Source organism: Polynucleobacter sp. MG-Unter2-18, from assembly GCF_018687675.1.
Classification (GTDB): Bacteria; Pseudomonadota; Gammaproteobacteria; order Burkholderiales; family Burkholderiaceae; genus Polynucleobacter.
Window position 1 is genome coordinate 1,244,189 of record NZ_CP061302.1, and the last position, 25,032, is coordinate 1,269,220.

Genomic DNA, 25,032 nt, shown 5'->3' on the forward strand with positions numbered 1-25,032 from the left:
CTATTTGGAATTCTTGCGCAGTAACTCGATATCGCCGTACAGGGCTCGGGTCTCCGACTTTGTATTATCAGTATCCGTCAGCAGTGCAATGCCAATGACATTACCGGGTGCTTCTCCATAAGCCAACTTATAGTCCGCTGCTAAATCCCGCTCGTGCTTGCGCCACTCACCCAAACCATCCCAGCCAGAGTCCACCACAATCATCTTCACACGAGAAGTATGGGCGTTGTTCAATACAGTGTTGACTGAATTCTTACCTGACCAGATGTACATCACTGTGGCGTAAGGCATCTCTTGACCACTAATTAGGCTAGCCATCTCAAAGGTGAGCTTTTCTTTGAGGGGAAGCTTGGATTTGTTGCCATCAAAAGCTACCAAGATACGCAGTGGGGCATCGTCATGCCGACTATCTGCATTATCTGCCTGCGGTATTGCACCTACTGCCTTCCACTCCCACTGCAGCCATAAGTTTTGCGCAGAGCGCGGCCGAAGTTTTACTGCAAGGCCAGATGCCGATGTTTTAGAGTTAGCGGCCAATACCGTTCGACCTTGGTATTTCTCGAGTCGGTAAATGGTGTTCTTTTTATAAGGCGCTATCCGATAGAAATGCCAGCCGTCTGGCATCCCATTCCTTGGCTTCTCTGCAGAAAATTTTGGTAAGTCCTCTTGAGCCGGCAACTGATCCGCATTAAATGGCTGCCCCGCCTCATTCTCAATCGAGTTTCCAGTTAAACCCGCACAGCCCGCTAAGGAGATGGCTATGGTGGTCAAAAGCAACAGGGATCGGAAAGAGGTTTTTATAGCCATCCACTTCATTGTCCCAAAGAATGGGGTGCTTAAGTCTAAAATCATCCCATGCGCCATCAATCACCCTCCAGCTGGGCTGTTATCAGCATCTGCATTACTGCGCTGGTGCATTTTGCGCTGGGTTTCTCGATTGAGTTTTCTGTCGATGAAGCGCACTACGCTCTATATGCAAAGCATCTTGCCTGGAGTTATTTTGATCACCCACCATTGGTGGGTTGGATCCAATGGCCATTAGTAAGTCTGACATCATCCGAGGGGATCATTCGCTTGATTCCAGAATTACTCTGGGTGCTCTCCGCTTTCTTAGTGTATCGAGTGACAGTAGAAATTCACCGCTTGATACAAGGGCGTAATGCGGGTTACCTCACTACTGCTCTTCCATCAGCAAACCTGTGTGGATTGATGGCGGTATTAGCGATCATTGCAGCGCCATTGCCCCACGTTTTAGCAATTGGTCTTTTACCGGACACCCTGCTTGCTCCATTAAGTCTTGGCTTGATGTTGATGGCCTTACGTTGGACCCGAAAAGATCAATTCACCATTACGGACTGGATCATTACCGGCTTACTACTAGGCTTGGCAGGTCTAAGCAAGTACACCGCTGCGTTTACTGCATTTGCTTTGCTCTTCGTATTGTTAGCTTCGCCCAAAAAAACTTGGATTACTAAAGTCGGCTTTTGGCTAGCAGTCGCAATTGCCTTGATCGTGATTAGCCCCGTACTCTATTGGAATTGGATCAATGATTGGATCTCATTCAAATATCAAATTGCCCATGGTAGTGGTGGTGCTTGGGCATGGCGAAGAGTCGGCGCCTTTGTAGGTATTCAGATCGCCTGCTTTGGACCCTTATTAATTTTAGGTACCTATACTTTTTTAAGGCATTGCCTCTACTCGCAAAAGCTGATTCTGATTGCTCTACTGAGTTTCTTCGCAATTCCCTTTGTGATCTTTGCTGCGCTATCTGGTGGAGGTAGCCTGCCCCACTGGACTACGCCTGCTTGGTTTTGTCTTGCGCCATTTGCCGGCATCGGTCTAGCTAAAGCATGGGCCATGCAGCACCGCTTGGTAATTAGGATATTGCTTATTGGGCAGTTATTGATTTGCTTACTCGGTTTTGGTTTTGTTCTGGCTGGAGGCTTTACTAACTCGGCAGTGAAATCGAACCCGATTGCTGATCTCTATGGCTGGAAGCTTGCTGGCCAGAAAGCAGCTCAATTAGCGCAAGCTACTAAGGTCAACGGAATTGCAGTGCAAAACTGGACCCTAGGTAGTCGTGCCGCCTGGTACGCTCAGCCTCTCCCGGTCTTTGTGCTGGACCAAAGACAGGATCAGTTTGACCTTTGGTTTGGGCAATTGCCGGCTGGCGCAAACGTCTTACTCATTAACTGGTCGGGAATGAGTTTTAGGCCGCCTATCGGCGGAAATCTGGCCTTTGAAGTCTGTGAACCCTTAGATAACCTAGAAATTATTCAATTTGGGCGGGTCTTATCCAAATTTGATTACAGCCTTTGCCGGAACTGGCAGGGTGCTGGCGCAATGCGTTAATTCCCCAAATTCAAGACCTTAGGAGCCATAGGCATTATCCTTATGCCTATGAGTTCACAACCCCAAGCCACCCCCAAAGCCATATCTGGGTGGAAAGCAATCCTAAAGCGGGCATGGCCCACGATTCGTATTTTGTTGTCGATCGCCCTTCTCTGGAAAGCTACCAGCGGAATTGATTGGCACGCCATATTAGATTCCGATATTCAGATGCAGCCCTGGTGGTTTTTAGCAGCAGGACTGACGATGATCTCAGCGTTTATTTGTGGCGGACTGCGCTGGGGATTTTTGATGCGTAAGGTTGGCTTTCAAGGCAGTCTGATTAGTTTTGTTGCACTCTACTTTGCCGGTGGACTCATTAATCAGGGATTGCCAAGTACCTTAGGTGGCGATAGCTATCGCGCCATTACTGCTACTCATTTAAATAGTAGCGGCAGTTTGACTGAGGCAAAGAAGCTCGATGAAGAGCTACATCACTCTGTTGACCTAGAGCACGCTACTCCTAAACTTCGCCTGAGCTTTTCCATGGTATTGGTAGATCGCTTGCTTGGCTTGGCTGGAAATAATTTGCTAGGTGGACTTGGCCTCATTTTGGGTGGTGCGACCTTAGCCGCTTGGGGCACCGATCTCGGATATGCAGTCACTGGGATTATGGTGACAGCAGGTTTATTGCTCGCCGCTATTTTGGCATGGGGCCCTAGCTGTAATTTATTGCAAAAATTATTAGAGCGCGTACAAATGAATCACGCCCTGCCCGGTATCAAGCTCGCCTTTTCTTGGCCCATGAATGTAGCTCAAGCCGCATTTGCGATAGGCATTCACTCCCTGACTATTTTGACGCTACTCTTCTGCCTGAAGGCCTATGGAGTTGATGCGCCGATTGAGGCACTCATGATTGGCTTGCCCGCCTTAAGTCTTCTATTAATGCTACCAATCAGCATCTCCGGCTGGGGCTTACGTGAAGCGACACTTTCTTCTGTACTGGCATTGTGGGGCGTGAGTCCATCCATGACGGTATTAGCATCCATTAGCTATGGCGCCATCACCGTCTTATCGGTATTGCCAGGCGCTTACTTTTTATTAAAACGGAAATAATTTTTTTAGAGCCCTACTATGAGTATTAGCGTCAACACCATGCGTGCAATTGACCACTGGGTCGGCGTCCCACTTTGCGCATTAGCAAGCCCTGTCGTTGCTCTAATGGATGGCGTGAAGAATATCTTTGCTCGCAGTCCAGAGGCGCCCCGCAAATTACTCTTTATTGAACTATCTGAAATGGGCAGCGCAATCTTGGTTGATCCTGCCATGCGTAATGCACAAGCTCGTGGCGCTGAATTATTTTTCCTGATCTTTAAAAGCAATCGCGCCAGCCTGACTTTGTTAAATACGGTGAAACCTGAGAATATTTTCACAATCGACTCCTCAAGCTTAGGCGGCTTAATTAAAGATACGCTGAAATTTTTGCTACTCGCTCGCAAGCATCGTATCGATACCGTGATTGATTTGGAGTTATTCTCTCGCTTTACTGCTCTACTGACCGGCTTATGTGGCGCACGCCGTCGTGTGGGTTATCACATTTTTCATGGTGAAGGTTTATGGCGCGGCTTTATGCTGACACGCAAAGTCCATTACAACCCGCATATTCACATTACGAAGAATTTTCTCTCCCTGATTCATGCAGCATTTGCTAAAGAGATTGAAGTGCCATTTAGCAAGATACAGATTGCAGATTCAGAAGTTCGTCTAGAACAGGCGGTCATTGATCCGGCAGTATTGAGCAAAGTTCGTGAGCGTATTGAGAAACTGAGTGCGACTTTTGGCATTGCATTTAAGCAAGGTGAGCAACGCCTCATTTTGGTCAACCCCAATGCTAGCGATCTATTGCCACAAAGGCGCTGGGCTCAACAGCGTTTTTCTGAGCTGATTCAGGGATTAAATCAACGTTACCCAAATGATCTCATTCTGATTACTGGCTCCCCAGCTGAATTTGCCTATGTTGAAAAGGTTCGTGCAGTTGCTAATGTTAAAAATGCTCTGAACTTTGCAGGCCAAGTAAGCTTTGCAGAATTACCGCCGCTTTACACCCTGTCTGATGTGATGGTAACCAACGATTCTGGGCCTGGCCACTTCTCCGCTGTTACTCCATTGCGGACAGTCGTTCTCTTCGGACCAGAAACGCCAGCACTGTATGGCTCTATTGGTAAATCGATTGCCATTACTGCCAATCTGGCATGTTCACCTTGCGTAAGTGCAGCCAATCATCGTAAAACACCCTGCCATGACAATGTCTGCATGCAGGCCATCACGGTTGCTCAGGTGCTAGAAAAGATGTCACACCAATTAAATGAAGCCGATCAAGAGCGGGCACATTAAGTCGCATGACTGAGCAGCGCAAATCGGCTCTAGCAATTGCATCAATTTGGGTTTGGTGTATTCCGCTTCTACCTCTGAGTCTAGCAATTGCTATTTACTTTGGTGAATTACAAACCCCGACATTTTTATTCATTAATCGTTATACCCAGTTACTTCCAGATACATTTTGGACCTGGCTTACTTTTATTGGCAATGGCTGGGGTATCTTTGCGCTGTGCTTTCCCCTTTTACTACTAGCACCTAGATTACTAAGCGCAGGGCTATTGGCATCTTTGATTGGCGGCGCCATCAGTCAAATCATCAAGCCTCTATTAGAGCTTCCTCGTCCCGCTGGAGTATTGGCCTTAGAAGATTTTTATCGTATCGGCGAACCTCTACTGCATAAAGCAATGCCCTCAGGCCATACCTTGACTGCTTTTGCAGTAATTTCCGGAATCTACTTTGCTATCGATCGAGATAAAAGAGCCTCCTTGTGGTGGATCTTTATCGTTGCAGGTTTTTCAGGCATCTCTCGCAATGCACTTGGCGCCCACTGGTTCACTGATGTTTTAGCGGGCTGCGCTATTGGAATCTGGTCTGGCATGCTGGGAGCGATATTAGCTGGGCTCATTCCAGAAAAGCAGATGGCACCCAATCAGATCGGGCCTCGTTTACTTGCGCTAGGCGGAATGGCAACTATCTATGTTCTCCTTACGCAAACCTTAGACTCAGAACTCAACCAGTCTTTGCAATACGCGTGTGCGGCATTAATTAGCATTACCTTAGCTTTGTTTATTAAAGCGCAAAAACCCAAGGCCATATAAAGATGTTTAGTTATCGCCATGCTTTTCATGCGGGTAGTCATGCCGATATTCTGAAGCATCTGGTGATGATTCATCTGGTTGAATATCTACAAGAAAAGCCTGGGGCTTTGACGATTGTTGATACGCATGCTGGTGCTGGTATCTATAGTCTGACCGATGGCTTTGCCACTGTCAGCAAAGAAGCCGATCAAGGTATTTATCGCTTGGCTCAATTTGCAGAGAATAATGCCGTAAGTCCAGGTATCGCCAACTACCTTGAATGCATTCGTTACGAGAATGCTGCTAATGAGATTAACGTCTATCCTGGCTCTCCATTTATCCTGGCGCGTTTACTGAGGGCACAAGATCGTCTCAAGCTATTTGAGTTACATCCCAAAGAGATTGATATCCTGCGCCACAATATCAGCCAGCTTAAGCAATCAAAGCAAATCGATATTTATGCAGAAGATAGCTTTGCAAGACTGAAAGGTTTAATGCCACCACCCAGTAGGCGCGGTCTAGTATTGATTGACCCCTCTTATGAAGATAAGCAGGACTATCGCTATCTCGACACTGCAATCGAAGAGGCTTTACATCGCTTCGCTACCGGTTGCTACGCAATTTGGTACCCCTGCCTCTCCAGAAGAGAATCCGCTTCTCTACCGGATCACATGAAAAAGATTGCGGCAACCCACAAGCGCTCCTGGTTACAAGTTGAACTTCGGGTTGAGAATGCTCCTAAAGAGCGTCGTCTTCAGGCTAGCGGGATGTTCATCATTAATCCGCCATGGACTCTTGAAAAGCAGCTATCTGAAAGCCTACCCATTCTGGTTAAGGCACTGGGACAAGATGGTGGCGCCTCATTTGTACTAAAAAGTCTTGAGGTCTAGAGCCTAAGGCCTGAGCCATTAGGTAGCTCACTTAAGAGATTTTATACCTCTGAATCTTTAGTACTCATGGCTTTTTTAATGATGATCGCTGAAAGAGCCAGCAACAATACCGCTCCACTCTCATAGATTAAGTCAATCGTACTAATACCCTTACCCTGCAAAATAATGAGCCTGCAAAGAGCAGTAATGGCGATGAAGATGGGGATAGTGATTGGAATCTTGTTGTACTTGTAAAAAGCTGCCACCATGCCTAGCACCTCGGCATAAATGAACATTAGCAACAGATCGGTTAAAGTAATTTTTCCGTTGAGGATAACGGTATACATCTCTATGCCGACACTAAAAATAGTAAAAAACGCAATGAGAATTAAGATTCCTTTTTCAGCTGCAGTAATCCATTCGTAAATTTTCATAATGTATGTGCCTTAGCTAGATAAGAGGAAAAGTTAAATGGCATCACTGTGCAAGACTAATTGCTGAAAAACTGCTGGGATATTACTGGCGCAGTAGTAACGCCTATTTCTTCTGGTATTTTTTTTACTGACGAGATTGACGTTGATCAGTTTCTTCAAATGAAATTGCAAAGTACCTGAGTCCACCCCAAACTGCTCGACTATTTCTTTGGGTGCAACTCCGTCCTCACCTGCCTGCATGATGAAATCAAAAACTTGTAATCTGATTTCACAACCCAAGGCTTCAAACACTGAACAAAATTTCATGATCGTCATATTAGCTCCCTTGCATCACCTCAGAATCTGCCTTTAAAAAAATTGACTTCTCTTATTGGGTACTTGCCCTAAAGCTTGTTGAATACCGCTTAACGGCATCGACTAAAACAGCAACATTCTCTGGAGGGGTGAATTGTGAAATTCCATGCCCCAGATTAAAAGTATGTCCATCGAGTGGATTGCCACCAGCAACATCAGCCGTTGATAAACCTTGAAACAATTGCATGACACGAGCATCTATTTCAGCAGGGTTTGCTAACAAAATCGAGGGGTCTAAATTACCCTGAATTGCAATTGGGCTATTGGATACATGGTTAATGGTTTGTCGCGCATGTTTTAGGTCAATAGTCCAATCCAGACCAATCACATTGGCACCTGATTGCGCAATATCGCTTAACCAAAGACCCCCTCCCTTGGTAAACAAAATGATAGGCAGATCTTTGTATTTGGGATTGCTTTTAATACTGCTGATAATTGCTGACATGGGAGCTAGTGAATGCTCAAGATAGTCATTCGGGGTCAATAGGCCACCCCAAGTATCAAAAATCATGAGGGCCTGAGCGCCAGAATCTGCTTGCAGTGTGAGGTATTCAGTGATGGATTGGACGTTGATATCCAATATTTTTTGGATGAGATCTTTGCGGTCATAGAGCATCTTCTTTGTCTTAGCAAAGTCTTTTGATCCACCGCCTTCAATCATGTAGCAAGCTAAAGTCCAGGGACTTCCTGTAAATCCAATTAAGGGAACTTGCTGTTTGCCATTGGAGGTGAGTGCCTTAGAGATGGATGCTACGGCATCAAAAACATAACGGAGCTGCTCCATATCAGCTACTGGAAGCTTTTTTACATCTTCTTCGGAGCTTAATGGGTGCAAAAACCTCGGCCCCTCACCGCTATCAAAAGTGAGGCCCAATCCCATTGCGTCTGGAACAGTCAATATATCTGAAAATAGTATCGCGGCATCTAGGCCATAGCGATCTATAGGCTGCAGGGTAACTTCTGTTGCGTACTCTGGGCTTTTGGCTAAATCGAGAAAACTTCCAGCCTTAGCTCTGGTTTGGCGATACTCTGGAAGGTAGCGTCCAGCCTGCCGCATCAACCAAACAGGCGTTCTTTCTGTTTTTTGAGAAAAACAAGCTCTTAAAAAAAGATCGTTCTCTAATTCTGCCGCCATGCACTGACACCTATGAACTAGCGCAATCGCTCAACATAATAAGTTGCCTTTTCCAAGGCATCCGCTGCATCAAATCCAACCATGTCGGCACCCAATTCATCTACTAACTCAGGGTGTTGATTGAAAACAGGGCTGCCAACAATCACACCAACACGCGGATTTTTGGATTTAAGCTTGATTTCTTGAATCAGGTCTTTTAATTGCGGGAACTGTTCACGTAAACTTGCCGATAGGCCAATGACATCAAACCACTCTGTCTGTGCCATGGAAACAATATCCTCTTGTGTAGCAGCCAACTCACCCCAGATTCTCCAGCCCGCTTTAGCAAAAAACTCAGAAACCATAAATAGCCCTAAGTTATGTTGCGAGCCCGGCAAGGGAACAAGCATGATGCTCGAACCAGTTTTATTTTGCTCTGCATATTGCTGGAAGATGGGACTTAAGTCATACATCAACTGCTTGATACGCCAAAGTGCAATCGTGACGTCGGTGAAGCTAGACTGATCATCCTCCCACATTTCACCCAGCTTTCTCGCAACTGGAGTTAATAAGAGTAAATAAATATTTTCGAGACTAACGCCTGAAGCATGAATATCTTTGACGTACTTAACAGAGGTTCTCGCATCCTCTTGCAATACTAATTGCGTTAACTCGGTAATCGATTGTTGGGTAATCAGGTCGGCTGGAGGCGCTTTTAAAACTGAGGAAATCGATGTCTCTAGATGCTTCTCAACGATCAAGGGCAATATATTATTTTCAATCGTCTTGACTAGCGACTCAAGATACTCTTCTTCCGTGCAAGCTTTTTCTAATGGATGCGGGGTATCGTTTTTTTCAAATGTAGCCTTAGAGGGTGCATTTGCAACCAGGCAGTCCTCCCAGATGCTATTGGGCTCATTTGAGGGGGAATTCTGATTAAGTTTGGAGTCGTCTTGGCTAGATCTCTTTTTAGATTTAGCGATGCTCACTAGTCTGGATAAATTCATGAACATCACCTGATCAGATCACAGTCTCAAATCATTACTTGAGATCGCTATGACTGCCTAAGAGCCTATAAATGGGAATGTTTACTTTATAGGCTCATTTTTGAAGATACTCAAATGAATTAGCTTAAGTACTTTCCCTAGACCCCTTTATTTCATCACTAGAAGGCCGTATTTCATATTTTTCAAGCAAAACCCAGGTGGCTTTAGGCACCATATTTTTTATTTTGTGCGGCGCAATGCTACGTAAATGAATCACCGATTCGATTGCCTTCATCTCTACCCTCGCTTTAGCAAACTCTAGCCCTCGAGGCCCAAATCTCGGCATTACCCAGGCAAAAATACTGCGCATGAAGTTGGGCATCCGCTGCAATGGTAAGCCCCCTGCGGCGAGCTCCACATTTTTCATAAAGCCTTTAACGGGACCCAAACGATTGCCAGCGGAACTCACCGGTTCAAGCGATAGCTCGTTAGAAAGGAGATTTATGAGCTCTTGACCTTTTGGATTGCGAACAATAATCCATTGCTCCCCTGTGCCTGCCATATACCCCACCGTAATATCCGATAGGGAGTTGACGTAATCAACACAGGTTTTACAAGTCGTTGGGAAAAAATCTGCGGGCAAAGTGCTGAGAGGTAACTTTAAAAAAGGAATCTCTTGCACTTCACCATTTTTAAATCTCAATTCAACATGGTAATCGGCCCTAAATTCTAAATACGTAATATCTTCAGGATTGGGACTCAGCAAGCCTAAAAACTGATGAAAGTTTTCGGTTGTTGTGTTGTCAGAGCAAGGAGATCCAATGATGAGTAACTTCTCAAATCCAAGCTCTTTTTCTAATGCTCTTGCAGCGTAGACTTGGCAAGGTATTCCTACCATCACTACTTTTTTATATCCCAGATCCCTTGCTTGCTCAAGATACTGAATGATGGGCGCATAACCCATCTTCATACCTCGACACTCGGCCATATCCTCCGCTTTAGTAACGATGACTGGGCTGGGTTTCCAGCGATCCTCGGGGTCAGAACGCATGGTAATAACAGCGTCAACCTCCCCTCTCTCTAATAGCACTTCACATAAGCGACTGATAATTCCTGTCCATTGCGCACCAGGCAATGGATTGACTAGTCGAGCCCTAAACATGTGGAGATAAGCCCCAAAAAATACTTCATCCGAATTTTCTAGCTTACGCTCTCTACCATGAACTGATAGTTCGTATTTTGGGTAATCAGGTTGAATAAATTGACAGGCCGTAGCGCAGCGCTTCGGGGCTGAGGTGCGCGAAACTCCACAATCAGTACATAAGTCCCGATACGGAAGCTCTTGAATTAAATCCTGTCCTGCCAATACTTTATCCAAATCGTGAAATAACGCTCTGCTTTATCTTCTGAGCAGAGAGTCCGTAATGATCTAAGAGTAGATTGACATCGCCATGCTCTACATACTCATCCGGCAATCCAAGTTGAAGAGTTTCTATTTGAATATTTTTATTTGACAGCACCTCAAGGCAAGCACTTCCAGCACCCCCCTGAATCGCGCTATCTTCAATCAAGACCAGAGCGTCGTGAGACTGGGCAATAGTCAGAAGTAGCTCTTCATCAAGCGGCTTAACAAAGCGCATGTCTACTACAGTCGCATTGATTTCTTCAGCCACATCTAAGGCAGAATATAAAATCGGTCCAAAGCAGATAAAAGCAATTTTTTTCTTTGCTAGCACTCCATTATTTAAAGTGCGCACTATGCGGCCCTTACCAATTGCTAGAGTATCTAATGAAGGCTCAGTTGGAGTACCAATACCAGAACCACGTGGATATCGTACAGCTGCCGGGCCATCATGTTTGAAAGCAGTACTCAACATAGCACGGCATTCTTGCTCATTCGAAGGCGTCATCAGAACTAAGTTTGGCAGGCACCGTAAGAAAGCAACATCAAATGCGCCAGCATGCGTTGCACCATCCGCACCCACGATACCAGCACGATCAATCGCGAAAACAATCGGGAGATTCTGCAAGGTGACATCGTGAATCAGCTGATCGTAGCCGCGCTGTAAAAAGGTGGAGTAAATCGCTACTACCGGCTTTAAGCCCTCACAGGCAATTCCAGCAGCAAAGGTAACGGCATGTTGCTCTGCAATCCCAACGTCATAGTAGCGATCAGGAAAGCGAGCTTCAAATTCGTTTAATCCAGAGCCCTCACGCATGGCTGGCGTAATCGCAATCAGCCGCTCATCCGCAGCCCCCATATCGCATAACCATTCACCAAATACTTGAGTGAAGGTTTTCTTACTGGCTTTACCGGCTTGAATTCCGATGCTGGCATCAAATTTTCCTGGGCCATGATAAAGAATAGGATCCTCTTCCGCCCGACCATAGCCTTTACCTTTTTTGGTAATGATGTGAAGAAACTGAGGGCCCTCAGTTTGAGCAAGATGTTTGATGTTTTCTAAGGTGGGAATTAATACATCTAAGTCATGCCCATCAATTGGCCCGTAGTAATCAAATCCAAACTCTTCAAAAATTGTAGCTGGGCCAACCATTCCTTTTGCATGACCCTCAAGTCTTTTTGCGAACTCGCGTATCGGCGGAGCAACCGATAAAACCTTGTCGATACCTCTTTTGGTCGCGGCATACATCGAGCCCGATATGAGTTTGACTAAATAGCGATTGAGCGCACCGACTGCTGGTGAAATCGACATCTCGTTGTCATTGAGTATTACTATCAAAGGTACTTTTTTATTTACGCCAGCATTGTTCATGGCTTCGAATGCCATACCAGCACTCATAGCGCCATCACCAATAATGGCCACTACGCTGCGTTTTTCATTTTTAGTCTTCGCTGCCACTGCCATCCCTAAGGCAGCCGAGATACTCGTTGAAGAGTGCGCAGTACCAAAAGCGTCATACTCACTCTCACTGCGCTTTGGAAATCCTGAAATACCGCCATATTGGCGAAGTGTGGACATTCCCTCACGTCGCCCCGTCAGCACCTTATGGGCATAACTTTGATGACCTACATCCCAAATCATTCGATCATGAGGAGTATTAAATACGTAATGCAGAGCAATAGCAAGTTCTACGGTGCCCAGATTAGAGGATAAATGCCCCCCAGTACTAGAGACTGAGTTGAGAATAAAGCTGCGTAATTCTTGAGCTATTTGAGGAAGCTGATTAGGCTCATAAGTCCTCAAATCAGCAGGATTAGTGATAGTCTCGAGAAGATTGGTGACTTTTAACATGGTAATTTACTTAGATGTATAAATTGTCGAAATGATCTTCTTAAAATCTTCCAGATTTTCATGGCTAGAGTTCTGAAGCGCACAAATTGGGGCATGCATAAATTTATTGGCTAGTGCACTAGCCATTTGAGAAAGAACAATCATGGGATCCTCTCCTTTGGCAATTCTTCTACCTGCTTTTTCCAGTTCAATTTTTTGATACCGCTCACCCACATCCTGAATCGATTTAATGATGGGCACTACTGCTCTTTTTTCTAAGGCTTGATAAAACTCGATCACCCCTTTTTCAATAATCTTTTCTGCTTCATGGACAGACTCTGTGCGATTGGCTTTGCCCGCGCTCACAATCTCACCCAGGTCATCGATAGAATATAAATAGGCATCTTTGACACTCTTAATCTCAGATTCAAAGTCTCTTGGAACGGCTAAATCAATTAAAACCATGGGTCGAAACTGCCTTGCTTTCAAGGCTGTTTTAACCATGCCTAGGCCGATAATGGGCAATGAACTTGCTGTGCAAGATACCACTACATCGTATTCATGTAGGTGCTGGGCTAACTCGTGTAATGGGAATGCTTCAGTGACTAAATTTTGATCGGCGAAGGCTTTGATTAATTCACTACCCCTATCCACCGTGCGATTAGAGATCGCAATCTTTTTTGGCTTCTTCCCAGCAAAATGACTTGCACATAGGCCGATCATTTCTCCTGCGCCGATAAACAGCACATTACATCCATTGATGTCACCAAAAATACGCTGAACTAATTTGATTGAGGCGCCCGCCATCGATACCGAATGAGCGCCAATTTGAGTGCTGCCACGAACCACCTTGGCAACTGAGAAAGTTTTATCAAACAATGGCTTTAAATATGCGCCGACAGTCCCTACTTGATTAGCGCAATCAATTGCCTTCTTCATTTGTCCGAGAATTTGGGTCTCTCCGAGCACCATAGAATCTAGGCCACTACCCACCCTAAAGGCATGCTTAACAGCATCTGCTGATGTTGCAGAGTAAATGTAGGGACGCAGCGCATTACCCTGAACATTATTTTGCGCTGCTAACCAATCAAAAGCTCTTTTTTCAAAGTCGTTATCTGCGTACTCAATGTCATTTGCAGCACAGTAAATTTCCATACGATTGCAGGTCGATAGAATTGCCACTTCAGGGCTGCTGTTTGAATTTTTCCCCTGCAAGTACTTACGCAAATCAATCAATGAGTCTTGCAAAATCTCAGGGGCTACGGCAACACTTTCCCGAATATCTATCGGAGCAGTATGATGATTGACACCAAGATTAAGTAGTTTCATGCTGGCCATTGTTTAATAAGCCCCCGGATTGAGAACTAGAGTCTCCCAGTTCAGACACATCGCGATAGTGACCCAAATCAAATAAGGCAACATTAAAAAGGCTGCCAACTTATGAATAGGCCACATAACCACCATAATTCCTAAGACAGATAACCATAGAAAGCCTGCCTCTATCAGAGACCAATCTGGATGGTGCATACGAAAGTAAAAGATGCTCCAGAGGATATTTAAGAAACTATTGAGCACAAATAGGCTGACCAAGGAAATTCTCTGCGACCTTGTTGGGTGATTGTTAAAAGCAATCATCCAAGCAGCTGCCGATAGTATGAAAATAATCGTCCAGATCAAACCAAAGGCCCAATCTGGCGGTTTCCAAGCCGGCTGCTTCAACGAGAAATACCAAGGCCCGATCTCTGTAGCTAATCCACCCGCAACAGAAGTAATGATCATCCATGCGGCGATCATTAGAAGGTACTTGCGCTCGAAGAAAATCTTCATGCCTTAGCTAATCCCAATAAATGCCCCATATCTTTGAAGAAGATCTTGATATGAGCCAAAGGCTTTTTGCGTACAAGTTTTTTATTCATATAAGACTCGAAGGTCAGCTTCTGAACATCCTTGTCTTCACACATTTTGACAAAACTCTCGCGTCGCTTGTCAGTTGTGTACCAAAAATACTGCATGATTCCCAATACCCAGAAAGTCATACGATGCTCTTTCATAAAGCGCTTTCTGGCTAACTGTAACTTTGCGGGATCATTGCTCTCTACAAATTCATAGACAGCCTCGCCTGCTAATTGACCCCCCAGCATGGCGTAATAAATTCCTTCGCCAGACGCCGGGGCAACCACTCCTGCTGCATCACCAGCCAACACAACCTGCTGTCCATCATCCCATTTTTTAAGGGGCTTCATCGGCAAAGGTGCGCCCTCATGCCTGATGAGCTCCGCACCCTCAAGACCCACATCTGAGCGCAGCTTGGCAACAGCATTCCTTAAGGAGAAGCCTTTGTCAGCACTTCCAGTACCGATACTGATCGTATCGCCGTGAGGAAATACCCAGCCATAAAAATCGGGGGAGATCGGCTTTTGATACACCACATCACATCGGGTGGAATCAAAATGATGTGGCGTGTTTGGCGGAGTTTTAATGATTTCGTGATACGCAAAGACGTAATTGGCTTCAGCACAACCCTTTACTCCAGCACTTCTTCCAACTTGAGACTTAGCACCATCAGCGCCAATCACTGCTTTAGTAAGAACACTTTTGATAGCACCAGAATCGCCATCACGCGATCCTCTTGTGCGGTAATGAATGCGAGCCAGTGGGCCTTCACGTGTCAGAGTTTCAAAAAGACCATCTTCCCGAGTTGCTCCAGCAGCAACGGCGCGCTTGCGCAACCATTCATCAAATTGGGCTCGATCGACCATGCCAACAAAGCCATTATCAATCGGGATATCAACCGCTTTTCCGAGCGGTGAAACCATACGTGCTGATTTTGCCTTAGCAACTAACAGCTCATCGGGAATCTCAAAGTCTTTTATTAAGCGCGGAGGAATTGCTCCGCCGCAAGGCTTCACTCTGCCTCGCTTATCAAGCAATAAAACTTGCTTGCCTTTTTTAGCCAATGTTTGGGCTGCCGTAGCTCCTGCTGGACCACCGCCAATCACAACCGCGTCATAAATAAATTCTGTTCCCATTCGCTTTACCTCGCTTGACTCGTAGTGCTATTTTTTCTCTCAACTAGAGAGGCCATATATGCTGAAACAACAAACAACAGTGCTTCGATAAAAAAGACGCTGGAGTATGCAAAAGCAGGATTGGTGAAAATGGATCTCGCTAAATCACTAGCCCCAGCACCAATTAATCCACCCAAGCCAAAGGCAATGGCTTGCGCACCACCCCAAAGCCCAATGCGCACACCCTCTTTGCCTGCTCCACCCACTACCGCTAATCGCATCATGGAGGCAATCGCTGCAATTGAAAAAGCGCCATTTGCCAAGCCAAGCAAAAAGACATTCGGCTTTAATGGCCAGTCTCCTTCTAGCAAACCAGCTAAAACTAATCCAAACATGGCTAATGCAGAAGCAAGACAGCCATAAATCATCCATGAACGGAGTGAACCAAAATATTTGCGCAATCGACTCGATCCACAGACGGCGACCAATAGCATTCCGGTCAACACACCAGCATGCTGAATACCCGATAGACTGGTTGTCTCACCCAAGGTGTATTTAAAAACCATTCCTGCAAATGGTTCCAGAATTAAATCCTGTGCACTAAATGCCAGCATCGATAAAAAGATAAAGATCGTAAATCGCTTGGTATCTGGATCAGCCAAAATATCGCTTAAGGCTTTTTTGAAGGGGACTTTTTTATCTTTCTTCACTCTACTATTTTGTAGATCATGACCTTCTAGCTTGAACAGGGCTGCAAAAGAAAGCGCCATAGCAGACAGAGAGATGATGCCGGAGATCAAGATCACTTTTTCTGGTTCATACGGATCTAAAAATTTTCCAGCAATACCGCTCGTCATGGCAAAACCAAAAATCATCATGAGCCATACTGTTGTAGCAGCAGCTGCTCTGCGCTCGTCGCTGACACCCTTCGCTAGCAGTGCCAGCAAGGATGTACCACTCATACTGACGCCAACACCAATAAAGAAGAAAGCAACAATCGCTGAGGCAATGCCTAAGAGAAGATGCACTCCCATTAATGTTGTCGCGATAGCAGCACCAAATCCGCCTAAGGCTAATAAAGTAATTCCACCCAATATCCAAGGCGTTTTCTTAGCCCCACTATCGGACTCAAAGCCCATTCTTGGACGAATGACTTGTACAAAATAATGAATGGCCACTAAAAAGCCCGGGAGACTCGCTGGCAAGGCTAACTCGACAACCATGATTCGATTCAAGGTGGATGTCGTCATCACCACAATAGCCCCGATGCAAGCTTGCACAAGTCCAATGCGAACGATACTCAGCCATCCGAATGTCGAAAGATTTAATAGCGGTTGACTAATTGCGATACTCATTAGCTATCCATCCCCATCACTGCAAAAGCAGAAACCATCATTCCAGTAACCAAGACAGGCACTCCAAAGCCACTATAAAAAAGTGCTTTCTCTATGGGCCGCTTTAAAAAATCCCTTAATAAAATCACTTGCGCTACGATCAGTAGGCCAATGACTAAGGCATACATTTCCTTATTCCAAGATAGCAGCAGGCATAGCACCACTACCTGCGGAATCAACATGAATGCAGCTGCAACTTGCGCTGCTCTTTTGGCCCCGAGTTGCACAGGCAAGGAGCGCACTCCCATTTGCCGATCACCTTCAATCGCTTTAAAGTCATTTAAAGTCATGATGCCGTGAGCACTTGCGCTGTAAAGGCCGGCAAGTATTAGCGATGGTTTATTTGGCATTAAGCCACCTGAGAGCAAGGTAGCTCCGGTAACCCATGCCAAACCTTCGTAACTAATTCCGCACGCAAGATTTCCAAACCAACCATTATTTTTAAAGCGAATTGGCGGCATGCTGTAGAGCCATGCAAGCACTAAGGCTAATAAGGTTGCGGCAAATCCAATCGGACCCAAATAACTTCCCACCCAAATGGAAATCAAAGACCATAGGATCGCAATGTATAAACCCCAACGACCAGGTATGCGACCAGAGGGTATTGGACGCATGGGCTCATTGATCGCATCTACGTGTCGATCAAACCAATCATTGACCGCCTGACTAGAAGCGCAAACTAGTGGGCCAGTCAGGGCCAGTCCAACAAGAAAAATCGGTAAATTGTCAGCAATTTTTTCACTGCCAGTGATTGATCCACAAGCGAAGGCCCACATTGGCGGAAACCAAGTGATGGGCTTTAAAAGCGTCAAAATTGCTTTAGGATCAGGCAGATTCATGTAAATGATTTTGTCATTGACATTTAAAAGTGTCAATTAAATTTGACACTTTTATCACCTGTTTTTACAAGTGAAAACCCTTATAGAACAGCACTTAGGAGAAAAAAGAGGGGTTTAGGCCGCCCTGAGAAGCTCTTTTGGGAGGGAAAAGTTGACCGTTTCTTCAATTCCCTGGAGTGGCGAAACAGTTCCGCTGGAAAATAGGCCAATAGCCTCGACGATTTGGGCTGTTAATGCCTCTGGGGCGGAAGCCCCTGCTGTTACGCCAATATTGCGAACTCCTTCAAACCACTCCCCTTGAAGTTGTGAAGGATCATCCACTAAATACGCCGGCACATTCATGCTTTCAGCAAGTTCTTGAAGGCGCTTAGAGTTAGAGCTGTTTGGACTACCTACCACTACCACTAAATCGACCTGCGGAACCATTGCTTTGACGGCATCCTGACGATTTTGAGTGGCATAACAAATGTCCTGGCATTTTGGTGCATGGATATTCGGGAACTTTTTCACTAATGCTTTAGTGATTTCTTGCGTTTCATCGACCGATAAGGTCGTTTGAGTGACGTAAGCTATCAGCGCATCTTCTTCAAAGTAAAGCTGGGCGACATCTTGCACACACTCAATCAAATAGATCGAAGAATCTATTTGGCCCATCGTACCCTCAACCTCTGGGTGGCCACGATGTCCAATCATGATGATTTGATATCCACGCTCTTTTAAGCGCACCACTTCAGCATGCACCTTAGCCACTAAAGGACAGGTCGCATCAAATACTTTGAATTGACGATTGTTCGCTTCCACCCTGACGGCCTGCGAAACTCCATGCGCACTAAAAATCAGAATAGCACCCTGTGGCACATGATCCAATTCGTTAATAAAGATAACGCCGCGAGATTCGAAATCTTTAACAACATAGGCGTTATGAATGATTTCATGTCGAACATAAATCGGCGCACCATAGATTCTTAAGGCCTCCTCAACTATCAGAATAGCCCTTTCAACTCCGGCACAAAAACCGCGGGGTTGAGCTAAGAAAATAGTTTTAGTTGAAGCCATATTCAAATAAATTAGTGATTTTTTTTGTAGCCCCACTTCCAAAGCAGCTCACTTGGAAACGGCAGAATTAAAAAGAGATGCTCCAGTAAACCAAGAGCCAATAGAGTTCCTAGCAAGGCATATGAGGCCCTATCAAAGGGAGAAGAATCCACTCCAGCACTTGACCAGATCGGGATTAATATCATCACTGAAACTAAGATAGAAAATGGCATCAGGAAGTTCATTGCTCTGCGCCTGAAATAGGTGACCAAATACTGTAGGTGCTGTGGCAAGAAAGATTCATTGAAATTGAGGACGCCCAAGAAGATATTAATCTTCGTACTTTGGCGCATACCCCATAGGATGACAAAGGTCCAAAATCCAGTTTGATTCACGGAATCTAAGTTAATGAAAAATAGAATCGCTCCTAAACTGAGCAATGCCAGCTCATGATAATTAATCGTCTGAAATGCATACCAAGCTCTGGTCATGGGGCTTAGTCCACTAGGGCATTCTGAGCGCCGTGATCCAGTGATGTAGCCCAGTAGAAAGGCCAACTCTTGCCAACCCCAAATGATGATTGCGCAAGTAAATGAGCAATAAGCACCAGCAATCGTAGCCTGCTGACTAGAGATAGACAAGCCCCAAAAGGCGAGCAATAAAACTCCAATCGAGGCTATGAATATAGATTTAAAAAAACGCTTTGGAAGGCTATGCACCTTCAAGATAAGCCCTGTGCTAAACCACCATATAAAGACGGTGAATATCAGCGGGCTTATCCAGAAATACATATTGAATTACCAAACGGGTGCCATGCGAATATCGCTCGGTAATTCATTCGGAACTACGGGCAGCATGTAAAGACGCAAGAAGGTAGCAGTAGCTACAACCACTAGAGCACCTCGTTTGATAGCTGAGAAAACACCACCCACCTGCTTCAAATGATCTACCTCATCTGAAATTTTTCTCAGCTTTTCAAAGCACTCCCAAATTCTTGGATCATCTAAATTGATAGTGAAAGGGAAAACCTGCTTAGTAATATCAGAAGTAATTTCTAGTACCTTACGGTCGTAGTCTGTTGGCGATACTCCAAGCGCTTTATGAAACTCAGGCCTGGAATGATCGCGCACATACATCGTTGCGTATACCGCCAATAAGAAAAAACGAATCCACAGTCGATTGCCGCCATTAAGTAACTTAGGCGTAGACCGCATTAATAAGGCAAAGGCTTCACCATGCCGGAATTCATCATTACACCATTTCTCAAACCAGAGAAAAATCGGATGGAAGCGTAATTCTGGCTTGTTTTGAATAATTCGATAAATCGTGATGTAGCGGGCATAGCCAATTTTTTCAGACAAGTAAGTTGCGTAAAAAATAAACTTTGGCTTAAAGAAAGTGTATTTTTTAGTCCTTGCTAAAAATCCTAGATCAACCCCAATACCAAAATCTTTGAGCCATTGATTAATAAAACCGGCATGCCTACTCTCATCACGAGCCATGTATGAGAACAAGTCTTTTAAGTCAGGATTCCTAATTGACTTTTTAATTTCTGAATAGAGAACACAACCTGAGAACTCCGAAGTGATTGAGCTAATTAAGAAATCTAAAAACTCCTGGTACAAGCCCTCTGGCAAGTGGGAGTAGTCTTTGGACATATCTTCAGGACGCTGAAAGTGAGCCTGATTAATGTCTGACTCAAATTCTTGCATGAGCTTATCCCACTCAGGCTTGACTGAGCTGATATCAAAACGATCCATCTCGTCAAAATCAGTGGTGTAAAACCGAGGACTTAAGATCGTACTTTCTAGAGCGCGATCGGTTGATTCATTAATGGGGCGAACTGTATCCATAGTGGGGGCATTAGCGCTCATACTTCAATACCTTTAGTCACAATAAGGGGTTGGGCGTGCGCTACTGAGCGCACTCTTGGATATTTTTTTGCTTGACTGAATCGGGTGGTGGAAAAGCTCACTTCGTATAACAAGGTAATTTCGAGTCTTGCAGTGAGATATACCCATAAACGCGATAACCAGCCAGCCTTTGAAACTGTGGCTGTTCTTTGGTAGCTCAAGACCTCACCAAATGAAATTTCTGTAATCGGGTCATGCACTAGAACCTCATCGCCTGGCCCGACTTGAATGCCGTCAAGATCCACATGGGCATATAAGTACTCTGAGGTATTGGACATATCCACAGAACATTTGACCAGCTGTTTAGACATTATTGCCCCGCGCTATTTAAAAATGCAGCAAACTGAGCTGCGTTATCCCTACCAAATGATTCCAAATCAATTCGATTGCCCGTTGCTAGATCTACTAAAGTCAACCTGCCATCAGATCGACTCATTAATTCGAATGCATCATCACTGGTAATTTGCTGAATACGACGTTCACGAGCCAAGGCTCGCAAAATTCCCCTTACAAAACCAGCCTGACCCTCTACTTGTGCAATCATTTTCCCACTAGAAGCTGATATAACCCCTACCGATCCATCAGGGAGATCCCTAAAAAACAGTGTTTTTTTCGCGATCACGCTGGCATCCGCCTGTGTTTCTGATTTGCCAGACTGAACGGTATTAGCTACCAGGAAAACTATCCCCGCCAAAAAAATGACTACAAACAGTGCAATGTAGTTTTGGATGCGGATAGTATTCATACGCAAAATCATGCTGTCTCAGCCCTTGAATAAGGCGCATTCACCATCGATAGATTGTGTTGAGCGGCTTGAACTGACCTAGTAATGACATTATTCTGAGTAGCCCAAGCATCAACCAAAATTTTGGCTACTTCGGAGCAGTTGTTAATACACCGTAGAGTAGGCTGAGGACTAGCCCAATGGGATGGCCTTGAATGCGGCCATAAGTGAAATATCGCAATTTTTGTATCTTTGCTTAACTTGAGAGAAATATCTCCCGTACCCTGCTTAGTGACGCAGCAATCAGCCGACTCAATCATCTTGAGGGGGAAATTGAAAGTCATATTCAGCACAATCCCAATCCGCATCACTACACGCTTGTTGGTAATAGTGTAGACCGCAGTGGATGCCATGAGATAAGCAAGTAAGGCAACTAGAGATAAGCCAATGGCTGAAAAAATTGCAATCCTTAAGGAGGAGAAAAATATCGCACTGAAGGCTTCACCATCAGTAACCCCTGTAATAATCTGATAGAGCAAGATCAGGCCGAAATAAATCAATAGCCCTTTGAAATGAAACACTCGCAGAAGCATCGCCTTTACATCAGGCGAGCCCTGCCACAAAATACGTTCGCCCTCAGGTAACTTTTCTGGAAGTCCCAGCTCTGGCTCAAACTCATGCTCTGGACTACTAGGAATGTTCAGGCTCATATTAGTGGCTCCTGACGATCAGGAGTCGCATACAGAGTGCCGGCGCCATAGTACGCCATGATCTTCTCTTCTTCCAGTAAAGTAATTTCCTCTGGATTCTTTGTTTTTGGCACAGCCGCAAACTGATCTGCAAGGATTGATGCTACTTGTACATCTTGCTTTCCAATACGTGAGAAATTGACAGGCAATAAGACTGCTGACCCTTTGACATCAATCTCTAAATAACGGATTAGCATTTCCATATGATCAACCCAGACGTCTTTCACAACGCCAGCTTTATGACCATCTGCGCCAATAACGCTCAAGCCAATCGGATTAGTATCTTGCTTTGCAATTGCAAAATCATTTAGCTTCCTCAGCGGACGAATTCGCGCATGACCCTCTAGATCGTAATCAACATGATCAGCACGGTTTGCATAGGAGCCTGGACCTACTCCTGCTAATAATGGATTGCCAATTGGAGCAATCGGTGCGCCATTCCACGGATGAATTGGCTCTGCTGAAAGCTGCTCTGTATCCGGCGGAGTTTCCAAGGGGGAGTAATAGGTTTTGCCGAATTCGGTGACATATTTCTTCGTCTTTGGCATACCTAAAATGCCATCTTCGCGTCGAACCTTGCCGAAGCGTTCGGTTTCAAGAGGGAAACCCTCTCTCTTCCCTTCTAATGTTAGGTATATCACTAAACCAACAAAAAAAAGTAGAAATAGATAAAACGCTAATTGAGCGACATCTATATATTGTGTAATTGCACCAGTACCCATTTTTTCTCTCCTTCTTTAATAAACTAGCTTGGAAAATCCGCTAGGCCAAACTTACTCATTTTTGAAATCTCCAGGTTTCGCTTTTTGGCTACTAGTGGACCTAAGGCTATCAAAGTAATAAACAACAAATAAATCTCAATGTGATAAACAAAGCTATACCCAGTGGCAGGGTTCATTAAGGCAGAACCAATTGCACCGCCCATCGCCAAATCCGAGACGAGATCACGAATGACTCCTCCCAATGACATACCAATTCCAGAGCATGTTGCTGTTACCGCTCCCCAAGCGCCAATCACCATCCCAGTTTTATTCTCCTGATCCATACTCATGGCAATAGTGAGCGTACTCACTGCAAACAAGCCTCCACCAAAACCGATCAGAAGTGCGCCTAATCTAAAGAGATTGGGTGAACCTAATGGCTCTGAAAATATCACCATGGAGAAGGCAATCAGCCCAAGCAGGAGGCCGGCTGCAGAAATTCTGTAGGCGTTATAGCCCTTGCTTAACCAGCGTGCAGATAGCGTAAATGCCAGTAAAGATCCGCAGGCAATCAGCGCAGTCAAAAAGCTAGTAGCAGATACATCCAATAAGAGTATTTCTCCGCCATACGGCTCCAAGATAATGTCTTGCATGCTAAAGGCAGTAGTTCCGAGACCTAGCATGATGAGGAAGCGACGAACCTGTGGCGCCTTAATGAACTCACTCCAACTTTGTGAGAACTTGGGCTGAACAATAGAGGGCGCAGTATTTTTAGGCTGCCTTGCTTCTTGCTTCCACAAGGCGAATAAATTGAGTAATAAGGTAATGAGTGCAACTCCCTGAATCACCTTAATTAGCTGAATCGGGCTAAATGGATCTAGAAAGACACTAAACATTACCCCGCTTAAGACCATACCAAAGAGCAGCATGACGTACATCATGGCAACTACACGCGGACGATTTTTTGCGTCCGCCAAATCTGTTGCAAGAGCTAAGCCAGCAGTTTGAGTAGTTTGCATTCCTGCGCCGACCAGTAAAAAAGCCAACGCACTGCCAAGGTAGCTAAACCAAGCTGGCCAATGGGTATCTCCAGACAGAATGATGAGCGCAAAAGGCATGATGGCCAAGCCACCAAACTGCAACCAAGTTCCGATCCAAATATAAGGAACTCTTCTCCAACCTAATATGGATCGATGGGTATCTGACTTATGGCCAATTAAGGCCCTAAATGGTGCAAAGATGAGTGGGAGGGCAACCATTAAGGCCACCATCCAAGCATCCATGTGTAACTCAACAATCATGACTCGATTTAAGGTGCCAACCAATAAGGCAGTAGCCATACCTACCGAAACTTGAAACAAAGATAGTCTTAAGAGGCGGCTCAGAGGTAAATCTGGGGTCGCCACGTCAGCAAAAGGCAGAAAGCGAGGATCAATCCTCGTCCATGTCTTAGCCATCTTTGACAGATTGATCATGATACTTTTTCAATCTCCATGAGTTGTGACTTATAAAAACCACTTGAAACTAATTGGGTGTGGGGAATTTTCCAATCCACAAACCAGGGTGATTGATCTATTAACTTACTTAGCTTAGTTTGGCTTATAGGCTCTATAAAAGGTGCCCGATCTTTTCTAGGAAAAAGACGGCCAACACGAATCATGATTTCCAGCGGCAAGGTACTTGGCGCAAAAGTAAATACAATCTTATGTGAAACTCGCGGCGCCAACTTTTCAAGCACGACCAACATATCATCTGCGCAGTAATGGATCATCGAATCCATGCCTACTACGTAATCAAATTCACCTAAGCTGTCATCGAGCATATCGCCGGATCTAAAGTCAATATTTTGACGATCAGCCGGAGCAATTCTCTCTTTAGCTAACTCAATGAGATTGGGCGATAAATCAATCGCAACAACACTCGCCCCTTTGTTAGCTAATTCAAGAGCCAAAGCACCGGTGCCGCAGCCTGCGTCTAGGATCCGTTTTCCACTTAATGACTCTGGCAGGCGGGCAATCAGATTTGAGCGCATTTGGTCGCGCCCTGCTCTGACTGTTGCCCTGATTCCGCTCACCGGAGCATCAGAAGTTAATTTTGCCCAAGCATCATTTGCAGTCCGATCAAAATAGTCCTGCAACTTACTACGTCTATTTAAATAAGAAATAGCGCTCATGA

26 protein-coding genes are annotated in these 25,032 nt (G+C 45.1%); 5 read left to right on the forward strand and 21 right to left on the reverse strand.

The features are described 5' to 3' along the window. A complete protein-coding gene (locus C2759_RS06575) occupies positions 1–852 on the reverse strand; it encodes a DUF3047 domain-containing protein (protein ID WP_251366931.1) in 852 nt (283 codons plus the stop codon). A 3-nt stretch (positions 853–855) separates the two neighbouring features. On the opposite strand from C2759_RS06575, the gene C2759_RS06580 reads away from it, so the two are divergent. Genes C2759_RS06580 through C2759_RS06600 form a run of 5 tightly spaced genes read left to right on the forward strand, consistent with a single transcriptional unit; the run spans position 856 to position 6,394 of the window. After that, positions 856–2,352, forward strand: a complete 1,497-nt coding sequence (locus C2759_RS06580) for a glycosyltransferase family 39 protein (protein WP_215354027.1) — start codon at positions 856–858, stop codon at positions 2,350–2,352. A gap of 48 nt (positions 2,353–2,400) precedes the next feature. Next, positions 2,401–3,444 carry a lysylphosphatidylglycerol synthase transmembrane domain-containing protein gene (locus tag C2759_RS06585; protein ID WP_215354029.1) on the forward strand — a complete coding sequence of 348 codons (1,044 nt, stop codon included), beginning with the start codon at positions 2,401–2,403 and terminating at the stop codon, positions 3,442–3,444. A gap of 18 nt (positions 3,445–3,462) precedes the next feature. Then, the gene (locus tag C2759_RS06590; RefSeq protein ID WP_215354030.1) at positions 3,463–4,722 is read left to right on the forward strand and encodes a glycosyltransferase family 9 protein; all 1,260 of its coding nucleotides are present in this window, start codon (positions 3,463–3,465) and stop codon (positions 4,720–4,722) included. Positions 4,723–4,727: 5 nt separating this feature from the next. Then, the gene (locus C2759_RS06595) at positions 4,728–5,525 is read left to right on the forward strand and encodes a phosphatase PAP2 family protein (RefSeq protein ID WP_215354031.1); all 798 of its coding nucleotides are present in this window, start codon (positions 4,728–4,730) and stop codon (positions 5,523–5,525) included. A 2-nt stretch (positions 5,526–5,527) separates the two neighbouring features. Then, the gene (locus C2759_RS06600) at positions 5,528–6,394 is read left to right on the forward strand and encodes a 23S rRNA (adenine(2030)-N(6))-methyltransferase RlmJ (RefSeq protein ID WP_215354032.1); all 867 of its coding nucleotides are present in this window, start codon (positions 5,528–5,530) and stop codon (positions 6,392–6,394) included. A 41-nt stretch (positions 6,395–6,435) separates the two neighbouring features. On the opposite strand, the gene C2759_RS06605 is transcribed toward C2759_RS06600, so the two are convergent. The 20 genes from C2759_RS06605 to bchM form a co-directional block, all read right to left on the reverse strand. After that, on the reverse strand, positions 6,436–6,807 hold the full coding sequence (locus C2759_RS06605; RefSeq protein ID WP_215354033.1) for a phosphate-starvation-inducible PsiE family protein: 372 nt from the start codon (positions 6,805–6,807) through the stop codon (positions 6,436–6,438). Between the two features lie 33 nt (positions 6,808–6,840). Continuing rightward, entirely contained in the window at positions 6,841–7,122 is a 282-nt protein-coding gene (locus tag C2759_RS06610; RefSeq protein WP_215354034.1) for a winged helix-turn-helix domain-containing protein, read from the reverse strand. Between the two features lie 52 nt (positions 7,123–7,174). Further along, complete coding sequence (hemE, locus tag C2759_RS06615; protein ID WP_215354035.1) at positions 7,175–8,296, reverse strand: uroporphyrinogen decarboxylase; 1,122 nt, start codon at positions 8,294–8,296, stop codon at positions 7,175–7,177. Positions 8,297–8,313: 17 nt separating this feature from the next. Next, a complete protein-coding gene (locus C2759_RS06620; protein WP_215354036.1) occupies positions 8,314–9,282 on the reverse strand; it encodes a B12-binding domain-containing protein in 969 nt (322 codons plus the stop codon). Positions 9,283–9,406: 124 nt separating this feature from the next. Further along, positions 9,407–10,627 (reverse strand): Coenzyme F420 hydrogenase/dehydrogenase, beta subunit C-terminal domain, encoded by a 1,221-nt coding sequence (locus C2759_RS06625; protein ID WP_215354037.1) that lies wholly within the window; start codon positions 10,625–10,627, stop codon positions 9,407–9,409. Between the two features lie 4 nt (positions 10,628–10,631). Further along, positions 10,632–12,515: a 1-deoxy-D-xylulose-5-phosphate synthase gene (dxs, locus tag C2759_RS06630; protein ID WP_215354038.1), complete on the reverse strand. Its 1,884-nt coding sequence runs from the start codon at positions 12,513–12,515 to the stop codon at positions 10,632–10,634. A 6-nt stretch (positions 12,516–12,521) separates the two neighbouring features. After that, positions 12,522–13,823, reverse strand: coding sequence for a glutamyl-tRNA reductase (gene hemA / locus C2759_RS06635; protein ID WP_215354039.1), 1,302 nt, complete (start codon positions 13,821–13,823; stop codon positions 12,522–12,524). Between the two features lie 12 nt (positions 13,824–13,835). Then, on the reverse strand, positions 13,836–14,321 hold the full coding sequence (locus C2759_RS06640) for a TspO/MBR family protein (RefSeq protein WP_215354040.1): 486 nt from the start codon (positions 14,319–14,321) through the stop codon (positions 13,836–13,838). After that, positions 14,318–15,523, reverse strand: a complete 1,206-nt coding sequence (locus C2759_RS06645) for a geranylgeranyl diphosphate reductase (protein ID WP_215354041.1) — start codon at positions 15,521–15,523, stop codon at positions 14,318–14,320. Before C2759_RS06645 ends, C2759_RS06640 begins: the two co-directional genes overlap by 4 nt. Positions 15,524–15,528: 5 nt before the next feature. Further along, positions 15,529–16,857 carry a BCD family MFS transporter gene (locus C2759_RS06650; protein WP_251366932.1) on the reverse strand — a complete coding sequence of 443 codons (1,329 nt, stop codon included), beginning with the start codon at positions 16,855–16,857 and terminating at the stop codon, positions 15,529–15,531. Beyond that, entirely contained in the window at positions 16,857–17,735 is an 879-nt protein-coding gene (gene chlG / locus C2759_RS06655) for a chlorophyll synthase ChlG (protein ID WP_215354042.1), read from the reverse strand. Before chlG ends, C2759_RS06650 begins: the two co-directional genes overlap by 1 nt. 114 nt (positions 17,736–17,849) lie before the next feature. Next, entirely contained in the window at positions 17,850–18,791 is a 942-nt protein-coding gene (gene ispH, locus C2759_RS06660) for a 4-hydroxy-3-methylbut-2-enyl diphosphate reductase (RefSeq protein ID WP_215354044.1), read from the reverse strand. A gap of 11 nt (positions 18,792–18,802) precedes the next feature. After that, positions 18,803–19,561: a putative photosynthetic complex assembly protein PuhE gene (puhE, locus tag C2759_RS06665; protein ID WP_215354046.1), complete on the reverse strand. Its 759-nt coding sequence runs from the start codon at positions 19,559–19,561 to the stop codon at positions 18,803–18,805. Between the two features lie 6 nt (positions 19,562–19,567). Next, on the reverse strand, positions 19,568–20,644 hold the full coding sequence (gene acsF / locus C2759_RS06670) for a magnesium-protoporphyrin IX monomethyl ester (oxidative) cyclase (protein WP_215354054.1): 1,077 nt from the start codon (positions 20,642–20,644) through the stop codon (positions 19,568–19,570). Then, on the reverse strand, positions 20,641–20,994 hold the full coding sequence (locus C2759_RS06675; protein ID WP_215354056.1) for a hypothetical protein: 354 nt from the start codon (positions 20,992–20,994) through the stop codon (positions 20,641–20,643). The genes acsF and C2759_RS06675 overlap by 4 nt, the downstream gene beginning before the upstream one ends. After that, entirely contained in the window at positions 20,994–21,428 is a 435-nt protein-coding gene (gene puhC, locus C2759_RS06680) for a photosynthetic complex assembly protein PuhC (RefSeq protein ID WP_215354058.1), read from the reverse strand. Before puhC ends, C2759_RS06675 begins: the two co-directional genes overlap by 1 nt. 8 nt (positions 21,429–21,436) lie before the next feature. Further along, the gene (gene puhB, locus C2759_RS06685) at positions 21,437–22,117 is read right to left on the reverse strand and encodes a photosynthetic complex putative assembly protein PuhB (protein ID WP_215354060.1); all 681 of its coding nucleotides are present in this window, start codon (positions 22,115–22,117) and stop codon (positions 21,437–21,439) included. Further along, a complete protein-coding gene (gene puhA, locus C2759_RS06690) occupies positions 22,114–22,878 on the reverse strand; it encodes a photosynthetic reaction center subunit H (protein ID WP_215354062.1) in 765 nt (254 codons plus the stop codon). Before puhA ends, puhB begins: the two co-directional genes overlap by 4 nt. A gap of 23 nt (positions 22,879–22,901) precedes the next feature. Next, a complete protein-coding gene (locus C2759_RS06695; RefSeq protein WP_215354064.1) occupies positions 22,902–24,332 on the reverse strand; it encodes a BCD family MFS transporter in 1,431 nt (476 codons plus the stop codon). Beyond that, positions 24,329–25,030 carry a magnesium protoporphyrin IX methyltransferase gene (gene bchM / locus C2759_RS06700; protein WP_215354066.1) on the reverse strand — a complete coding sequence of 234 codons (702 nt, stop codon included), beginning with the start codon at positions 25,028–25,030 and terminating at the stop codon, positions 24,329–24,331. Before bchM ends, C2759_RS06695 begins: the two co-directional genes overlap by 4 nt. Positions 25,031–25,032: the final 2 nt, after the last annotated feature.